9 protein-coding genes and 3 tRNA genes are annotated in these 16,391 nt (G+C 37.5%); 2 read left to right on the top strand and 10 right to left on the bottom strand.

Annotated features, from left to right (window positions below; genetic code table 11):
* Positions 1–140 precede the first annotated feature (140 nt).
* From LPH68_RS06485 to LPH68_RS06460, 6 genes are all read right to left on the bottom strand, one after another.
* Positions 141–214: transfer RNA gene (locus tag LPH68_RS06485), tRNA-Arg, on the bottom strand.
* 21 nt (positions 215–235) lie between these two features.
* Positions 236–309: transfer RNA gene (locus LPH68_RS06480), tRNA-Arg, on the bottom strand.
* 20 nt (positions 310–329) lie between these two features.
* Positions 330–403: transfer RNA gene (locus LPH68_RS06475), tRNA-Arg, on the bottom strand.
* 79 nt (positions 404–482) lie between these two features.
* A complete protein-coding gene (locus LPH68_RS06470) occupies positions 483–2,783 on the bottom strand; it encodes a patatin-like phospholipase family protein (protein ID WP_008640243.1) in 2,301 nt (766 codons plus the stop codon).
* Positions 2,784–2,954: 171 nt separating this feature from the next.
* Positions 2,955–5,000 (bottom strand): molecular chaperone HtpG, encoded by a 2,046-nt coding sequence (htpG, locus tag LPH68_RS06465; RefSeq protein ID WP_117684117.1) that lies wholly within the window; start codon positions 4,998–5,000, stop codon positions 2,955–2,957.
* Positions 5,001–5,133: 133 nt separating this feature from the next.
* Positions 5,134–7,662, bottom strand: coding sequence for an ATP-dependent Clp protease ATP-binding subunit (locus LPH68_RS06460; protein ID WP_004314507.1), 2,529 nt, complete (start codon positions 7,660–7,662; stop codon positions 5,134–5,136).
* A 354-nt stretch (positions 7,663–8,016) separates the two neighbouring features.
* On the opposite strand from LPH68_RS06460, the gene gyrA reads away from it, so the two are divergent.
* Positions 8,017–10,593: a DNA gyrase subunit A gene (gyrA, locus tag LPH68_RS06455; RefSeq protein ID WP_055234961.1), complete on the top strand. Its 2,577-nt coding sequence runs from the start codon at positions 8,017–8,019 to the stop codon at positions 10,591–10,593.
* A 32-nt stretch (positions 10,594–10,625) separates the two neighbouring features.
* Positions 10,626–11,840 carry a M48 family metallopeptidase gene (locus LPH68_RS06450; protein WP_055234963.1) on the top strand — a complete coding sequence of 405 codons (1,215 nt, stop codon included), beginning with the start codon at positions 10,626–10,628 and terminating at the stop codon, positions 11,838–11,840.
* Between the two features lie 239 nt (positions 11,841–12,079).
* Here the strand turns inward: LPH68_RS06450 and LPH68_RS06445 are convergent, their stop codons facing one another.
* The 4 genes from LPH68_RS06445 to LPH68_RS06430 form a co-directional block, all read right to left on the bottom strand.
* The gene (locus LPH68_RS06445) at positions 12,080–13,201 is read right to left on the bottom strand and encodes a universal stress protein (RefSeq protein WP_004314373.1); all 1,122 of its coding nucleotides are present in this window, start codon (positions 13,199–13,201) and stop codon (positions 12,080–12,082) included.
* Positions 13,202–13,278: 77 nt separating this feature from the next.
* Positions 13,279–13,569: a hypothetical protein gene (locus tag LPH68_RS06440; protein ID WP_004295969.1), complete on the bottom strand. Its 291-nt coding sequence runs from the start codon at positions 13,567–13,569 to the stop codon at positions 13,279–13,281.
* A gap of 128 nt (positions 13,570–13,697) precedes the next feature.
* Complete coding sequence (locus tag LPH68_RS06435; protein ID WP_004314372.1) at positions 13,698–14,531, bottom strand: tetratricopeptide repeat protein; 834 nt, start codon at positions 14,529–14,531, stop codon at positions 13,698–13,700.
* 18 nt (positions 14,532–14,549) lie between these two features.
* Positions 14,550–16,370, bottom strand: a complete 1,821-nt coding sequence (locus LPH68_RS06430) for a BatD family protein (RefSeq protein ID WP_004314371.1) — start codon at positions 16,368–16,370, stop codon at positions 14,550–14,552.
* Between the last annotated feature and the right edge of the window lie 21 nt (positions 16,371–16,391).

Genomic DNA, 16,391 nt, shown 5'->3' with positions numbered 1-16,391 from the left:
TAAGAATTTTAACGCAATCCCCCAAGGTTTCAGACTGAGCCATTTTAACGCAATCCCCCAAGTTTTCAGACTGAGCCCCGATTTCTTCGATGAAATGGGGGAAAAAATAAAATCCTCCACATAAAATGCAGAGGATTAAGTGATCGCGACAGGATTCAAACCTGTAACCGGCTGATCCGTAGTCAGCTACTCTATTCAGTTGAGCTACGCGACCCTATAATTTGTAAGTTTTCAGTGACCGCGACAGGATTCAAACCTGTAACCGGCTGATCCGTAGTCAGCTACTCTATTCAGTTGAGCTACGCGGCCATTTTGTTAATTCAAAAAAGTGATCGCGACAGGATTCAAACCTGTAACCGGCTGATCCGTAGTCAGCTACTCTATTCAGTTGAGCTACGCGACCATTATTTCGTTTTAACGGGTGCAAAGATACGGACTTTTCCCGAACTAGCAAGCTTTTCAACGACTTTTTTTGTAGAAAATTATTCTATGAACCGATAATTGAATAGTTGCCAACCTATACTTAGTCCGACATTCCACTCCCTTTTCGGTGAGCTATAATGATTTACATATGCAGAGATGTCTCCAAAAGGTAATTGACATACAACAGAAATTTCTCCTAAATATTCAAACTTGGAGAAAGCTTTTCCATAATATGCTTTATTCAACGAGTTTTTTTCGATTGGATAAATGGGCATAAAGCCATAAAATTCTCCCCGAAGATGGAACATTTGGTTTAAACGGTAAATAGGCCGAATACCGGCTCCCACAAATTGATTGGCACGAAAGGCTTCGTTGTAGGTCAATTTACTGTGTAGCGTGGGCGAAAACTCTCCAGCCTGCATCATTGTGGCCGTATAGTTTTCGGAGAAGTTTTTAGAGGCATATAATGCCTTCAAATACCATCCTAAAACCCAATGTTCACTCATATTATGATATTTCTCTTTCATGTATGATAATTGCAACCATGAGTGATGGTCTTTATTATTGTTGTTGGTGGTACTTCCTTCGCCTGGGTAGAATCGCTCTTTTCCAACGAAGATCTGGGCAACAAGAGCTTCTCTGTATCCACGTGTGGGGTATTGTTTAGAATTTAGGGTACTTCCATTAAAGCTGATTGATCCACCGAATAAATCATAGCGACTTTTGTCAAATTTGTCATTTCCAAAGTCAATGACGCTTTTCTGAAAATATTTATCTTCTATTTTCGCAATTCCGACCCCAAACTCTGCTCGCTTGCTCGAAAGGAAAGGTAAGCCGACCTGCAATTTTAAGAAACGTTCGTCTTTCTGATTGAAGGCAGGTTTGTTATTTCGCGAAAAAAGTTTGTCTTTCTTGAAATAGTCGAAAGTACTGATTGAACCTATAAGACGGTATGAGGTAGGAATGGCAGTGGCAAAGTCAATTTTTGCCATAAACTGCACGTTATTATATACTTTTCCGAGTTGCCCGTCAAGGATAAACTCTTTGGCATAGTAGTTTAAATCCTGATAGCTAAGCCCCAGATAGATCTGATTGGAATTGGAAGTGGATATATTTCCTCCCAACCGCACAGCAAAATTATTTTCTAATTTCACCTTTAAATGTAGATCGTAGGTGTCGTCTTCCGGATTATAAATTGCATGCGGTATAATTTCGGAAATCATTTTATCAGATAACAATCGGAAATAACCTTGTTTTAAATCCTCATAAGTGAATTCTTTGGTATCTGATTTATGAAATTCTCTTTTAATATATACTTGTTGTTGTGGATTAGCTCCGTCGATGATGATATTTTTAAAGCGTAGCTCCGGAAAATTACTCCGGTATACCATTCTTCTTAAACGTATATTGTCCAGATTTACACGCCGATGAATACGACTTTTGATTGAATCCATCATGCTGATGGTTCGATTATATCCTATATCGTGTAATTCGTCAATGCGTTGAAAATCCATTAGATTAACATTGTCATATTTGAACGTCATTAAAATCCCCATGGAGTCCGGAATGGAATAGTCGGTTTTCTGCATCACCATATTCTCAATTTGACTCATGAGATCATTTTCTTTGGGTTTAGTGGGATTGGTTGACACGACGCTTCCTATGATGACATCCGGATGAAAATCATCTCTCATGACATCTGTAGGGAAGTTATTATAAATACCTCCGTCATAGGCTAATACATTGTCTATTTCAATAGGCTTAAACATGAATGGGAAACTCATGGAAGCTCTGACGGCATCTCCTAAATCTCCTTCCTTCATGACTAATTGTTTCTTGTTGTATACATCGGACGCAATGCAACGGAAAGGAACAAAAAGTTTATCAAAATCTCCCTTACAAGCGGCTGTGGCACGTGCATATAGGTCTACAAAAACGAGATTCATCTGAATCGGATTGACAACACTGGTAGGCAGGAATTGAGGTTTCAAACTTTTCAATGAATCCTTGAATGAAAAACGAATATTGAAGAATTCGGGAGTGGGAAGATTCTTTTTGAAGTGATATACATATTTCTCTTCCACTTCTCCGGAATACCATCGTTTAAAGTCTTCCGACTTGAGAAGTTCTACCATGTCGTCAGGAGAGTATCCCATGGCATATAAAGAACCGATAATGGCTCCCATAGAAGTGCCTGCAATGTAATCAATAGGAATGCTGTTTTCTTCCAAAGCGCGAATGATACCGATGTGTGTCATCCCTTTGGCGCCACCACCGCTTAATACAAGTCCTACTTTTTGGGCATGGATAGCCGGAATAATCAGCCATAAAGTAATTAACACTAAAAAAATCTTTCTCATAACCCAAATCAAACAATTGAATTTTTTGTCTATTAAGTGTTCAAATATATACAATACTTTTCAATTAATCGATATTTTACCGATCGTTTTAAATTGAAAAAGAGCATTACAACGTGTATTTAACGTTGAATGCTCTTGCTTGAAGTATGTGTAATGTTTAAAGGGGCGATATTAAATCAATTCTATGCTACGTTTTACGAAGTTATTCAAAGCTTCACCTCTTAGCATATTGTTTTGCAATAAGGCCAAATCGATCAGCTGGCGGATAACTTTATTATTGCTTGCGTAGCCGATAAAGATAGCTTCTTTCTTACTTTTCAGATCATCCCACTTCTTATCCAGATTGTTTAGTTCATCTTTTTCTGATGTGGGGATTTCTTCTTCTTTTTTATCCTTTTGCTTGTCTTTCAACTCATTGCGTTGTTTGTTGACATTGTCCATTTCAGAAAGTATCGGAGCTACTTCTGCCTGGCAAGCGCTTTCTTCTTCATTCAATACCTGTTTTATCAACTTATGGTCTGAATTCAGAATTAGATTAAACATATCAGGCATTTCACCATAGAAACTCATTCCGGCCTGAATATTCGCCATTTCCTTCATACGACGCATATATTCGCTTTGAGTAATCATGACTGGAGCTGAATTTTCTCCTAATGCCTGTGTCATGACATTGAATTCAACTTTATCCATTTTAGGCAATTGACTCTTGAAGGCTGTTGTGATTGCATCCTGTTTATTGGCTTCCAACGTTTCACCTTTCTTATCTTCTTTTACAATAAGATTGTCAACGACATCGCTGTCTACACGAGTGAAACGGGATTTTTCAAGTTTTTGTTCCAGCATGCTCACCATAGCTACATCCAACTGGCCATCCATGAGCAGAACATTGTATCCTTTGTTGGTGGCAGCTTCAATATAACTATATTGCTCATCCTTGTTATTTGCATACAGATAGATTAGGTTTCCATCTTTATCTGTCTGATTATCTTTAATAAGGGTCTGATACTCTTCAAATGTATAATGATTGTCATTTGTATCGGTGAAAAGGGCAAATTTTTGCGCTTTATCATAGAAATCCTCTTGTGTGAGCATTCCATAATTGATAAATATTTTTAAATCATTCCACTTTTCTTCAAACTGCTTGCGGTCATTCTTGAATATAGACTGCAAACGGTCGGAAACCTTCTTTGTGATATAAGTTGAAATCTTCTTCACGTTCGAGTCGCTTTGCAAATACGAACGGGAAACGTTCAACGGAATATCCGGAGAATCGATTACGCCATGCAACAAAGTCAGGAAGTCCGGCACAATACCTTCAACCGAGTCCGTAACATATACCTGGTTGCAATATAACTGAATCTTATTCTTATTTAATTCAATATTGCTCTTTACCTTCGGGAAATAGAGGATACCAGTCAAATGGAATGGATAATCAACATTCAGGTGAATCCAGAATAGTGGTTCATCAGACATTGGATATAACTTACTATAGAATGATTTGTAATCTTCATCCGAAAGTTCGCTAGGTTTACGTGTCCACAAAGGAGTGGTATCATTGATTATATTATCTTCGGCTGTTTCTACCTGTTTGCCGTCTTTCCATTCTTTCTTTTTCCCAAATGCAATGGGAACAGGAAGGAAGCTGCAATATTTCTTCAGAAGCTCGGAAATACGTGCTTCTTCGAGGAATTCTTTGCAGTCATCATCAATGTATAAGATGATGTCTGATCCACGATCAGCTTTTTCAATTTCTTCAATAGTGAATTCAGGGCTGCCATCACAAGTCCATTTTACGGCTTGTGCACCGTCTCTGTATGATTTAGTGATAATTTCCACTTTCTTTGCAACCATAAAAGCAGAGTAGAAGCCAAGTCCGAAATGTCCGATAATGGCATTTGCGTCATTCTTGTATTTCTCCAGGAAGTCGTTAGCTCCTGAAAAAGCTATTTGATTGATGTACTTTTCAATTTCCTCTGCAGTCAAACCGATACCACGGTCAGAAATAGTAATGGTATCTTTGCCCAATTCAACGTGAACGGTTAAATCACCCAGTTCACCCTTAAATTCGCCAATAGAAGCAAGCGTATTCAGCTTTTGAGTGGCGTCTACTGCATTGGATACTAACTCGCGCAGAAAAATCTCATGGTCACTGTACAAAAACTTTTTAATGATAGGGAAAATGTTCTCTGTTGTAACCCCAATATTACCTTTTTGCATAATACGTATATTTTTTAGTTTATCTATTGATTAATTTTAATTGATGTTTGTTCAGATAGAGACAAAAAAAATGCCAGACCCGAAGGTCTGACATTATGGCATATTATTTTATTTTCTTATTCAGGAAATAATATTATTCCGGAGTGACAACTTTCATCTCCAATTCACCTTTTTCTTCATTGAGAGATACCTGAATAGTATCTCCCTCCTTCAAAGAGGAGGAAATGATGAGCTCGGATAAGCCATCCTCCAGATAAGTTTGAATTGCTCGCTTCAAAGGACGGGCGCCATATTGTACGTCATATCCTTTGCCGGCGATAAATTCTTTCGCCTTATCTTCAATAACAAGCTTGTAACCAATAGATTCTATTCTATCATACAATCCTTTCAGCTCTATGTCTATAATCTTTGTTATTGCTTCCAGAGAAAGCTGGTCAAACGTGATTATCTCATCTACACGATTGATGAATTCGGGCGCGAATGATTTGTTTAGAGCTTTTTGTATTACGCTTCGCGAGAATTCCTTATCATCCAGGCGGCTTTGTGTCGCAAAACCAACGCCACGTCCAAATTCTTTCAGCTGACGGGTTCCTATATTGGAAGTCATGATAATAACAGTATTTTTGAAATCTACCATTCTGCCATAACTGTCAGTCAGACGACCTTCATCCATAACCTGAAGCAAGATGTTGAACACATCCGGATGTGCTTTTTCTATCTCATCAAGCAATACAATCGAGTATGGTTTACGGCGCACTTTTTCTGTCAGCTGACCACCTTCTTCATATCCTACGTATCCCGGAGGTGCTCCAACCAGGCGTGAAACAGTGAACTTTTCCATATATTCACTCATATCTATACGAATCAGTGCATCAGCAGAACCAAACATATATTTGGCTAACTCTTTTGCTAAGTGAGTTTTACCAACTCCTGTCGGGCCTAAGAACATAAATGTGCCAATTGGCTTATTAGGATCTTTTAGCCCTACACGGCTTCGCAAAATAGCTTTAACCAGTTTTTCTATTGCTGTATCTTGTGCGATGACTTTAGCCTGCAAATCTTCTTTCATACCTGCGAGCTTGATACCTTCAGCCTGTGCCATCCGTTGTACCGGAATGCCTGACATCATTGAGATGACATTGGCAATTTCTTCTGCATCAACAGTTTGCCTGTTTTCTTTCAGATTGGCTTCCCATTCTTTTTTCATCTCATCCAATTGGACAGAAAGCTCTTTTTCTTTATCACGGAAGCTGGCTGCAAGTTCGAAATTCTGCGATTTCACAGCTTCGTTTTTCTTGCTTTTGGCTTCTTCGATCAGTTTTTCTTGTTCTTCTATCTCTTTGGGCACATTGACATTGGTAAGATGTACACGTGAACCGGCTTCGTCTAAAGCGTCAATAGCTTTATCAGGGAAATTACGATCTGTGATATAGCGGTCTGTCAGCTTGACACATGCTTCCAATGCTTCATCCGTATAATACACATTGTGGTGATCTTCATATTTATCCTTGATATTACGCAAAATCTGCAAAGTTTCGGCAGCGGTAGTCGGTTCTACTATTACTTTTTGGAAACGACGTTCCAAAGCGCCATCTTTCTCAATGTTCTTACGATATTCATCAAGAGTGGTAGCACCGATACATTGTATTTCTCCTCTTGCCAATGCCGGTTTTAGCATATTGGCAGCATCCATAGAACCTGCCGCAGAGCCTGCGCCTACAATCGTGTGGATTTCATCAATGAATAATATTACATTCGGATTTTTCTGTAATTCATTGAGAATGGAACGAATACGTTCTTCAAATTGTCCACGATATTTGGTTCCTGCTACAACAGCAGTCATATCAAGAGCAACCACTCGTTTATCAAACAGAATCCGCGAAACCTTTTTCTGAATGATTCTTAATGCAAGACCTTCAACAATCGCTGATTTTCCTACACCAGGCTCACCAATCAAAATCGGATTGTTCTTTTTGCGGCGGCTTAAGATCTGCGCTAAACGTTCGATTTCTCTCTCTCTGCCGACAACGGGATCCAGGCGTCCTTCTTCTGCCGCTTTTGTCATGTCAGTACCGAAATTGTCAAGTACCGGTGTGTCATTAGACGGCTTCTTTGAAGCGGTTTGTGCCTGTTGGCGTTCGTCCGAACCACCTCTGCCGGAACGGGGAGAGGACATTTCTTCGTCATCATCATCGTCTTCCGTAAAGCCCATACCAGAGTTTATATCTGGCTGCAATGTAGCTTGCTCCAGTACTTTCACATAATTTATATCGTTTGCTTCAAGTACAGAAGCGGCCATATTGTTTTTTTCTCTTAAAATAGCCAATAATACATGTTCTGTATCAGCGATGTTACTTTTCATTCCACGAGCTTCTAAAATACACATTTTTAATATCTTTGCCGCATCATTAGATAACGGTACCTCTGCATCAGGCAATAACATATCATCAGCTTCTGCCTTCAGTTGAGCTTCAATCTGTTGCTTTATTGCAGCTAGATTGGTGTTGAGTTTAGACAATATCTCGATAGCTTTTCCTTCACCGTCACGAAGGATTCCCAGAAGCAGGTGCTCAGGGCCTATATACCTACTTCTCAACCGATTCGCTTCTTCCTTACTATAGACGATAATGTCGGAAACTCTTTGTGAGAATTGATTATTCATACTTTTCCTTTTCTTCTAAGGGTTATTCACTGGCAAATATACGCATTAATCAAGTTTGTATTGCAATATTTGCTTTATTTCTTATATCTACAAATGGCGTGCCATAAAAACGGTGTATTTGCATTATATATATAAGGTATAACAAATATCCAGCTCTTTTTTACCAATGTTATCTATCTTTCCATATTATATTTATCGTTTTTATCTTTTTATTTTCGAATTTTAAAGTTTAATGAATTGTCGTCCCGGTCATGCTAAAACTTTCTTTCTAAAAACTTTCGTATATCGGGGAAAAGTAGTACTTTAGCGTGGTTTTTCACAAACCGTAGAATGTATAATTAATAATCATTTTAAATGCTTGAACAAGACAGAATTATAAAGATTAACATCGAGGAGGAAATGAAGTCATCGTACATTGACTACTCCATGTCGGTCATCGTTTCACGTGCCCTTCCGGATGTTAGAGATGGATTTAAGCCTGTTCACCGTAGAATTTTATACGGAATGATGGAATTGGGCAATACTTCAGACAAACCTTATAAGAAATCAGCCAGAATTGTGGGTGAGGTACTCGGTAAGTACCATCCTCATGGAGATTCTTCTGTTTATTTTGCAATGGTGCGTATGGCTCAGGAATGGGCAATGCGTTATCCTTTGGTAGATGGACAGGGGAACTTTGGTTCTGTAGACGGTGATAGCCCTGCTGCTATGCGTTATACAGAAGCTCGTCTTAATAAGTTGGGTGAAGCAATGATGGATGACCTGTATAAGGAAACCGTCGATTTTGAGCCTAACTTTGATAATACGCTGGTAGAACCTAAAGTTATGCCGACACGTATCCCGAATCTTCTGGTGAACGGAGCATCCGGTATCGCTGTAGGTATGGCTACCAATATGCCTCCTCATAATCTTTCGGAAGTAATTGAAGCATGTGAAGCATATATTGATAATCCGGAAATTACAGTAGAAGAACTGATGGAATTTGTCAAAGCACCAGATTTCCCTACTGGCGGGTTTATATATGGTGTGAGTGGTGTACGCGAGGCATATTTGACTGGACGGGGACGTGTAATTATGCGTGCGAAAGCCGAAATCGAAAGCGGACAGACACATGATAAGATCGTAATAACCGAGATTCCTTATAATGTAAATAAGGCCGAACTGATTAAGTATATAGCTGATCTTGTAAATGATAAGAAAATAGAAGGTATCTCAAATGCCAACGATGAGTCTGACCGTGACGGTATGCGTATTGTTATTGACATCAAACGTGATGCAAATGCAAGTGTAGTGTTGAACAAACTCTATAAAATGACAGCTTTGCAGACATCTTTTGGCGTAAACAATGTTGCTTTGGTTCATGGACGTCCAAAAACGTTGAATCTGAGAGATTTAATTAAATATTTCATCGAACATAGACACGAAGTTGTTATTCGTCGTACTCAGTTCGATCTTCGTAAAGCGAAAGAACGTGCGCACATTCTTGAAGGTTTGATTATCGCTTCGGATAATATTGATGAAGTAATTCGTATCATTCGTGCAGCAAAAACTCCTAATGACGCTATAGCAGGCTTGATTGAGCGATTCAACCTGACAGAAATTCAGGCTCGCGCAATTGTAGAAATGCGTTTGCGTCAATTGACAGGTCTGATGCAGGATCAGCTTCATGCGGAATACGAAGAAATAATGAAGCAGATAGCTTATTTGGAAAGTATTTTGGCTGATGATGAAGTATGCCGTCAGGTAATGAAAGATGAATTGTTGGAAGTTAAAACGAAATATGGAGATGAACGTCGTTCTGAAATCGTTTATTCTTCAGAAGAGTTCAATCCGGAAGACTTCTATGCAGATGATCAGATGATTATTACAATTTCTCATATGGGTTATATCAAACGTACTCCGTTGACTGAATTCCGTGCACAAAATCGTGGTGGTGTAGGTTCGAAAGGTACGGAGACCCGTGATGAAGACTTTGTAGAACATATCTATCCTGCTACCATGCACAATACGATGATGTTCTTTACACAAAAAGGCAAGTGCTATTGGCTGAAAGTATATGAAATACCTGAGGGAACGAAGAATTCTAAGGGACGTGCTATTCAGAATTTGTTGAATATTGACTCGGACGATAATGTAACTGCATACTTGCGTGTGAAGAGTTTGGAGGATTCTGAGTTTATTAATAGCCATTATGTATTGTTCTGTACTAAGAAAGGGGTAATAAAGAAGACATTACTAGAACAGTATTCTCGTCCTCGTCAGAATGGTGTAAATGCCATAACTATCCGTGAAGATGACAGTGTTATTGAAGTTCGTATGACGAATGGAAACAATGAAATCATCATTGCCAATCGTAATGGACGTGCAATTCGTTTCCATGAAGCAGCAGTTCGTGTAATGGGACGTACAGCAACAGGTGTACGCGGTATTACATTGGATAATGATGGTCAGGATGAAGTAGTAGGAATGATTTGTATCAAAGATTTGAAGACAGAATCTGTGATGGTAGTTTCCGAACAAGGATATGGCAAACGTTCTGAAATAGAAGACTATCGTAAGACGAACCGTGGCGGTAAGGGTGTGAAGACCATGAATATTACCGAAAAAACAGGTAAGTTGGTAACAATCAAGTCAGTAACTGATGAAAATGACTTGATGATTATCAATAAGTCTGGTATCACTATTCGTTTGAAAGTGGCTGATGTTCGTATTATGGGCCGTGCTACTCAAGGTGTCCGTCTGATAAATCTAGAAAAACGTAACGACCAGATTGGTTCGGTATGTAAGGTTATGACAGAAAGTCTTGAAGATGAAATTCCGGCAGAAGAAGCAGAAGGAACAATTGTGAGTGATCCGAATGCTGATGCTCCTGATATTGATGATGCAGCAGACGTAAATGAAAACGAAAGCAACAACGAAATCGAGGAATAGACATAATATTAATAATTAATCAAACAACAATCATGAAAAGAGTATTATTTTCGATGGTTTTATTGATGGCTGTTAGCTTCTCATTCGCACAAACGAAGAATGTAAAAGAAGCAAAGAGTATTGCTAATGATGTAAAACCTAATTTTAAGCAGGCTGAACAGCTTATTGGGGAAGCTATGAAGAATCCTGAAACGAAGGATCTTGCTGACACATGGGACGTTGCTGGATTTATTCAGAGACGTATCAACGAAGAGCAAATGAAAAATGCTTTTTTGAAAAAGCCGTATGATACATTGAAAGTGTATAATAGCATTCTGAAAATGTATGAGTACTATACTAAGTGTGATGAATTAGCGGAAATACCTAATGAAAAGGGGAAAGTTAAAAACAAATACCGGAAAGCAAACGCTTCAAGTATGTTGGCTGAACGTCCTAATTTGATTAATGGTGGTATTCAGTATTTTAACTTGGATAAGAATAAAGAAGCCTTGAAATTCTTTGCAACATATGTTGAATCAGCTTCTTACCCAATGTTAGCTGATAAAGAATTGGCTAAAAACGATACTCTTCTCCCGCAAATTGCCTATTACGCAACATTAGCTGCTGATAGAGTAGGTGATAAAGATGCAATTATTAAGTATGCTCCTGCTGCTTTGTCTGATAAAGATGGTGGTAAATTTGCAATGCAGTTGATGGCTGATGCATATAAGGCTAAAGGTGATACTGTTGCATGGATTAAGGCTTTGGAAGAGGGTATCCTTAAGTTCCCAGGAAATGATTATTTCTTCGCTAACTTGGTTGATTATTATAATAGCTCTAATCAAGCTTCAAAAGCTATGGAGTTTGCTGACAGAATGTTATCTAATGATCCGAACAATAAGTTGTATTTGTATGTAAAAGCATATCTTTATCATAATATGAAAGAGTATGATAATGCAATCGAATACTACAAGAAAGCTATTGCTGCTGATCCGGAATATGCAGAAGCATACTCTAATGTAGGCTTGGTATATTTGATGAAAGCACAGGATTATGCTGATAAAGCAACAACAGATATCAATGATCCTAAATATGCTGAAGCACAGGCTGTAGTTAAGAAATTCTACGAAGAAGCTAAACCATTCTATGAAAAAGCTAGAGCTTTGAAACCTGATCAACAAGATTTATGGTTACAAGGTCTTTATAGAGTTTACTATAACTTGAACATGGGACCTGAATTTGAAGAAATCGATAAACTGATGAAGTAATATCGTTTTCAGGAAAATTATAAGTCTGAAAAATATGGGAAGGTTGCTAGAAATAGTAACCTTCTTTTTTTTCGTATAATTCTATTGGGGAGAGATAATCAAAATATACATTTGGGGGAGTAACTTTCTTCAATTGATAAAAATTAAAAAGGAGTAATATAATAACATTGCTCCTTTTTGTATTAAACATAATATTGATTATTCACCAATCATAAATGCCCATTTTTTGCTTGATCTGATCAGCTGTTAATAACAAGTAATGGTGTATCAGAATGAAAAATCATTTTTCTAGCAATACTTGGATTAAATAACCGAGCAAATATGTTCCTTTTGTAAGAAGTCAAAGTGATTATATCTATTTGATTATCTTTGATATACTGATCAAGTCCTTTTAACAAATTATCGTTCATTACTACATCATAATGAATTTCAAGCCCTGGATATTGCTTGTGAAAATATTCTTTTATGCCTGCTAGTTTTATTTCATTCCAGGTATCTTTGGAGTCAGTAAGATGTATTAAAGATACAGAAAAATGGAATGATTTCCAAGTATTAAAGAATGCTTCGAAAGCAATTAAATCTCTTTGATCAAAATTGGTAATAAAGGCGATCCGTTTTACTTCACTAAACTGTTTAAATGGTGTGTTTTCGGGAATGGCCAGTACAGCTGTGCGGCTTCTATCAATAACTTCAGCAGTTACACTGCCAATCAAATCGATATCTTTCTGATTCTTTCCCCGAGTCCCCATGATGATAACCATAGGACGCTGTTCCTTAGCATATCTTAAGATTTCTTCTTCTGGAATACCTTCACGTAAGATACAGCTATATTTAATATTGGGAAAATCACCCGATGTGACTTTTTCTTTTATCTTTTCTGATAAGGCATTGAGGTCAGAATGAACTTTCTGAATAATCGTTTTTACGGATTCTTCATCTCCAATTTGGTAATTGAAAACATCTCCATATGGTAATGATGAAGCATATATAGGCGTAAAATAGACGTGCAACAAAATGACTTCAGCATTTTCTGTTTTTGCTAGGTTAAATGCAAATTCACACGCTTTCATCGAATAATTAGAGAAGTCGACGGGAATTAAAATCTTATTTGACTTATTTTCTGTTTTGGGCTCCTTCTCTCCCACTATACTTTCAGACAGCCATGTAGAACTTTCTGTTATTTTCAAAGCACGTGGCAGATCGCTTTCCTTTATGCGTAAACGCACCCCCGAAGAAACAACCGGTTGTATTTGATTTACGTTGTGAATGTATGTTTCTATACCTTCATTTTCCAAGACATTCTTTAAGATCTGCGCTTTGGTGTATGTCAGAATGGCTAGGGTTACTAATTTGTCTTCCATAAATGCACATTTTATAAGGTGAAAACAAATAAGAAATCCCAATTGTTTGATTCAATTGGGATTCAGTTTGTTATATTTTAAACTTGCACAGATTCGGTAGCCTGTTCTTTTTGCATACTCATATTCAATTCATCTAGGATTTTTAAAGCCCGATCAAGAACGGTCGTATCATCCAACATTACAAGCCCACCATCTGGACCGGGCTCAAGATGTATTCCGACACTTTTTCCCTCCTTGAAATTGTGTCCTCCGAAAAAGTTTCGCACTGTATCTACGTGCAAACCAAGTTCGTCTGCTATTCTATGCATGCTACCGCTAGGCAATGAATCTTTAATTTTACGAAGTTCATTAAACGTTATTGTTCTCATGTCTCATAAATTTAATGGTTAATACTATGTGATTTTTTTATCACGCTATAAACTTAAGCAAAAAAAAAGATAAAACAAATTATTTGCTTATCTTTTTTTCTTGAATTTATAAAATCTATTAATGACCTTTATATTACTTCAATAGCGGAAGCTGGTACCCATCCTACTTTTCCATCTTCCAACCGAATTTCTTTCCATTCTTTCATAGAGTTGTCCTTGACGTTTACTTTTCTCCCTTCATGCAGAATAAACAAACTGGTACCACTCTCGCTTGGAGTACTTCGAACTGTTACACTTGGGTTCATTACTATAGCTTCATTTCGATTGACTAAATGTTCTTTTTGTTGTGAAGCAAAAAGATTAGAGCAAATGGTGACAATCAGAAAAACAATTCCTAATATGAAGCCTACTTTCTTTAACACAATCTGTTTAGAGAATATAAAAAAGTAAAGAGCTATAATCAATAGAATAAAGGATACAATACCCCATGTGGCCCATGCATCTACACTCATGCTATTTGTCAGAGATTTGATCCATGAAACAAAGAACACTTCAGGAACAGGCTCAACTTTGTCTATTGTCTTTGCGCGTGCCACTTCAAGATTAGCACGTATATCGCCATTTCCAGGTTGCAATAACAAGGCACGCTCATAATTTAAAACAGCTTTCGCTATCTCTCCTATTTTATAATAACTATTTCCCAGATTGTAATAAACGTCAGCAGCTTCTCCATTTTTTAATAATGCTTCATATATTTGAATAGCTGCTGCATAATCTTCTTTTATATATGCGGAATCGCCTTCAGCTTTTGTGGCATCTTCCAGTGTGTTACTGGAAAATGTGGTGTGTGAAGCGTGGATAGAATCAGCTCCATTGGTTTGTTTAGAATCAATGTTTAACGAATCTTGTGCAAAACAAGTAAGTGACATTGATAATAATATAAAAAATAATATCTTTTTCATGACACAATCTCTTCTGGGTTAATGTTTTATCGAATTCTCCATTTTGCTTATTACTTCTATTGAAGAAGAATAAACTTTATCCATGGCTTGATTTTCATCACCTGGAGCAAACCGGGCAAATTCACAGTCATTCAATGCATTCAGGAATTCTTTGATTAGTTCCTCATTTACTCCATGATTTCTTAGCTTCTCTTCAATATTATCTTTAGATAAACGAGATACCGGAATATTCAGTTTGTCACTTATATATCCCCACAGTGCCTTTAAAACTTCATCATAGAAAGCATCTTTCTTATTTTCTGAGAGTAATTTTCCAGCTAACTTCATACGTTTTGTTGCTACTTTATTGGCTTTCTTCGTACGCATTTTAGCTACGTTCGCATTTTCAGCAGCTTGCTTACGATAAATAATAAAGAAAATAATAAAGGCAAGAGCCGGAATGATATAGAATAGCCAATATGTCATTGAACCATAGAAGAAACTTCCTTTAGGCTGGAGAGTAACTTCGTTTTGTTTGATGTAACGGATGTCCTCACCTAATACTTTCAAATCCTCTTTATTAGTGAAATTAGCAATTACTTGATCTGCATTACCCGCACCTTTCTCAACGTTTATTACATATTCTTCTGTTTTCAGCGTTTTATAAGATTTGGAGCGAATATCAAAATAACTAAAAGATACTCCTGGAATCTTATATGTTCCAGCATGTCTCGGAATTGCTAAATATTCGATAACCTTATTACCTGTAAGTCCTTCCCGGGTTAATCTGACTTGATTGTCTACTTTGGGATCGTATACTTCAAAATCATCTGGGAATTTAATTTCCGGATTAGAAATTAATTTCAGGTTACCTGTACCGGATATTACTAATTTAATAGTAATAGCATCATTGGTTTTCAGTTCCTTGTTGTTGATAGATGAAGAAATATTGAACTCTCCCACTCCACCGGAGAAATCTGCCGGTTTACCTGCAGGAAGCGGATTTACATTTATTGCTATTTTAGGGGTGGAAATTGATTTTTTTATTTCAATGACATTACTTCCTCCATTGAAGAAAGCATCAAAAGGATCATCAGATTGTACAGGCTTACCGACTGTCATCTGGAATTGAGCAGGATCAATATATAGTTTTCCTGATTGTTGCGGGAAGAGAACGAACTGACGATAAACTGTCGTATAGTAATTACGTCCCTGATAATGTTCCGGAGTCCATCTCGCATTTGTAGTCATTTCGATTTCTTGAGAATGGAAGCCTTTAAAGTCGGGTAACTTTGCATTATTCAGTTGTAAATTGGATTCTCTGGTGTATATTTTATAGGTCAGGACAAATGCTTCCTGTTCGTACACATTCGTTTTACTGGCACTTGCTGTAATAAACAAGTCTTGGTTAGAGACCCCTGTACCAGATGAGGAATGTGTAGAAGAGCTACTGCTACTATTGCTATCACCTTGATCTTGTGGCAATACTTTAATCCTTACTGAATTTGATACCATTTGATCGCCATCAGCAACAATTGAAGCTCCAGGTATTGTATATTCTCCGGCATTATTCGCCATTAATATATATGTGAATGTAATACTACTAGTAGACGTAACATTACCATTTACTATTTGAGTATTACTTTGTTGTGAACGGCTTGGCCCCATCAACACATCAAAACCTTTGATTGATGGTGCCCGGAAATCTTTCACTTTTTGTGTAGTAACAGTATACGACAGCCTGAACTGGTCGCCTACTACCACTGCGTCAGGAGCAGAAGCAGTAAAAGACACTTTATCAGCAAGCATCTGAGTGCTATATGCTATCAATGCCATCAATATAATAATCAGTTTTTTCATTGCTTATGAAATTTATATCAT

The sequence above is a fragment of the Bacteroides sp. 1_1_30 genome, assembly GCF_020982715.1.
In the GTDB taxonomy this organism is placed as follows: Bacteria; Bacteroidota; Bacteroidia; order Bacteroidales; family Bacteroidaceae; genus Bacteroides; species Bacteroides xylanisolvens.
The sequence above is the reverse complement of the archived record's forward strand: the minus strand, read 5'-3'. Positions and strand labels throughout refer to the sequence as shown.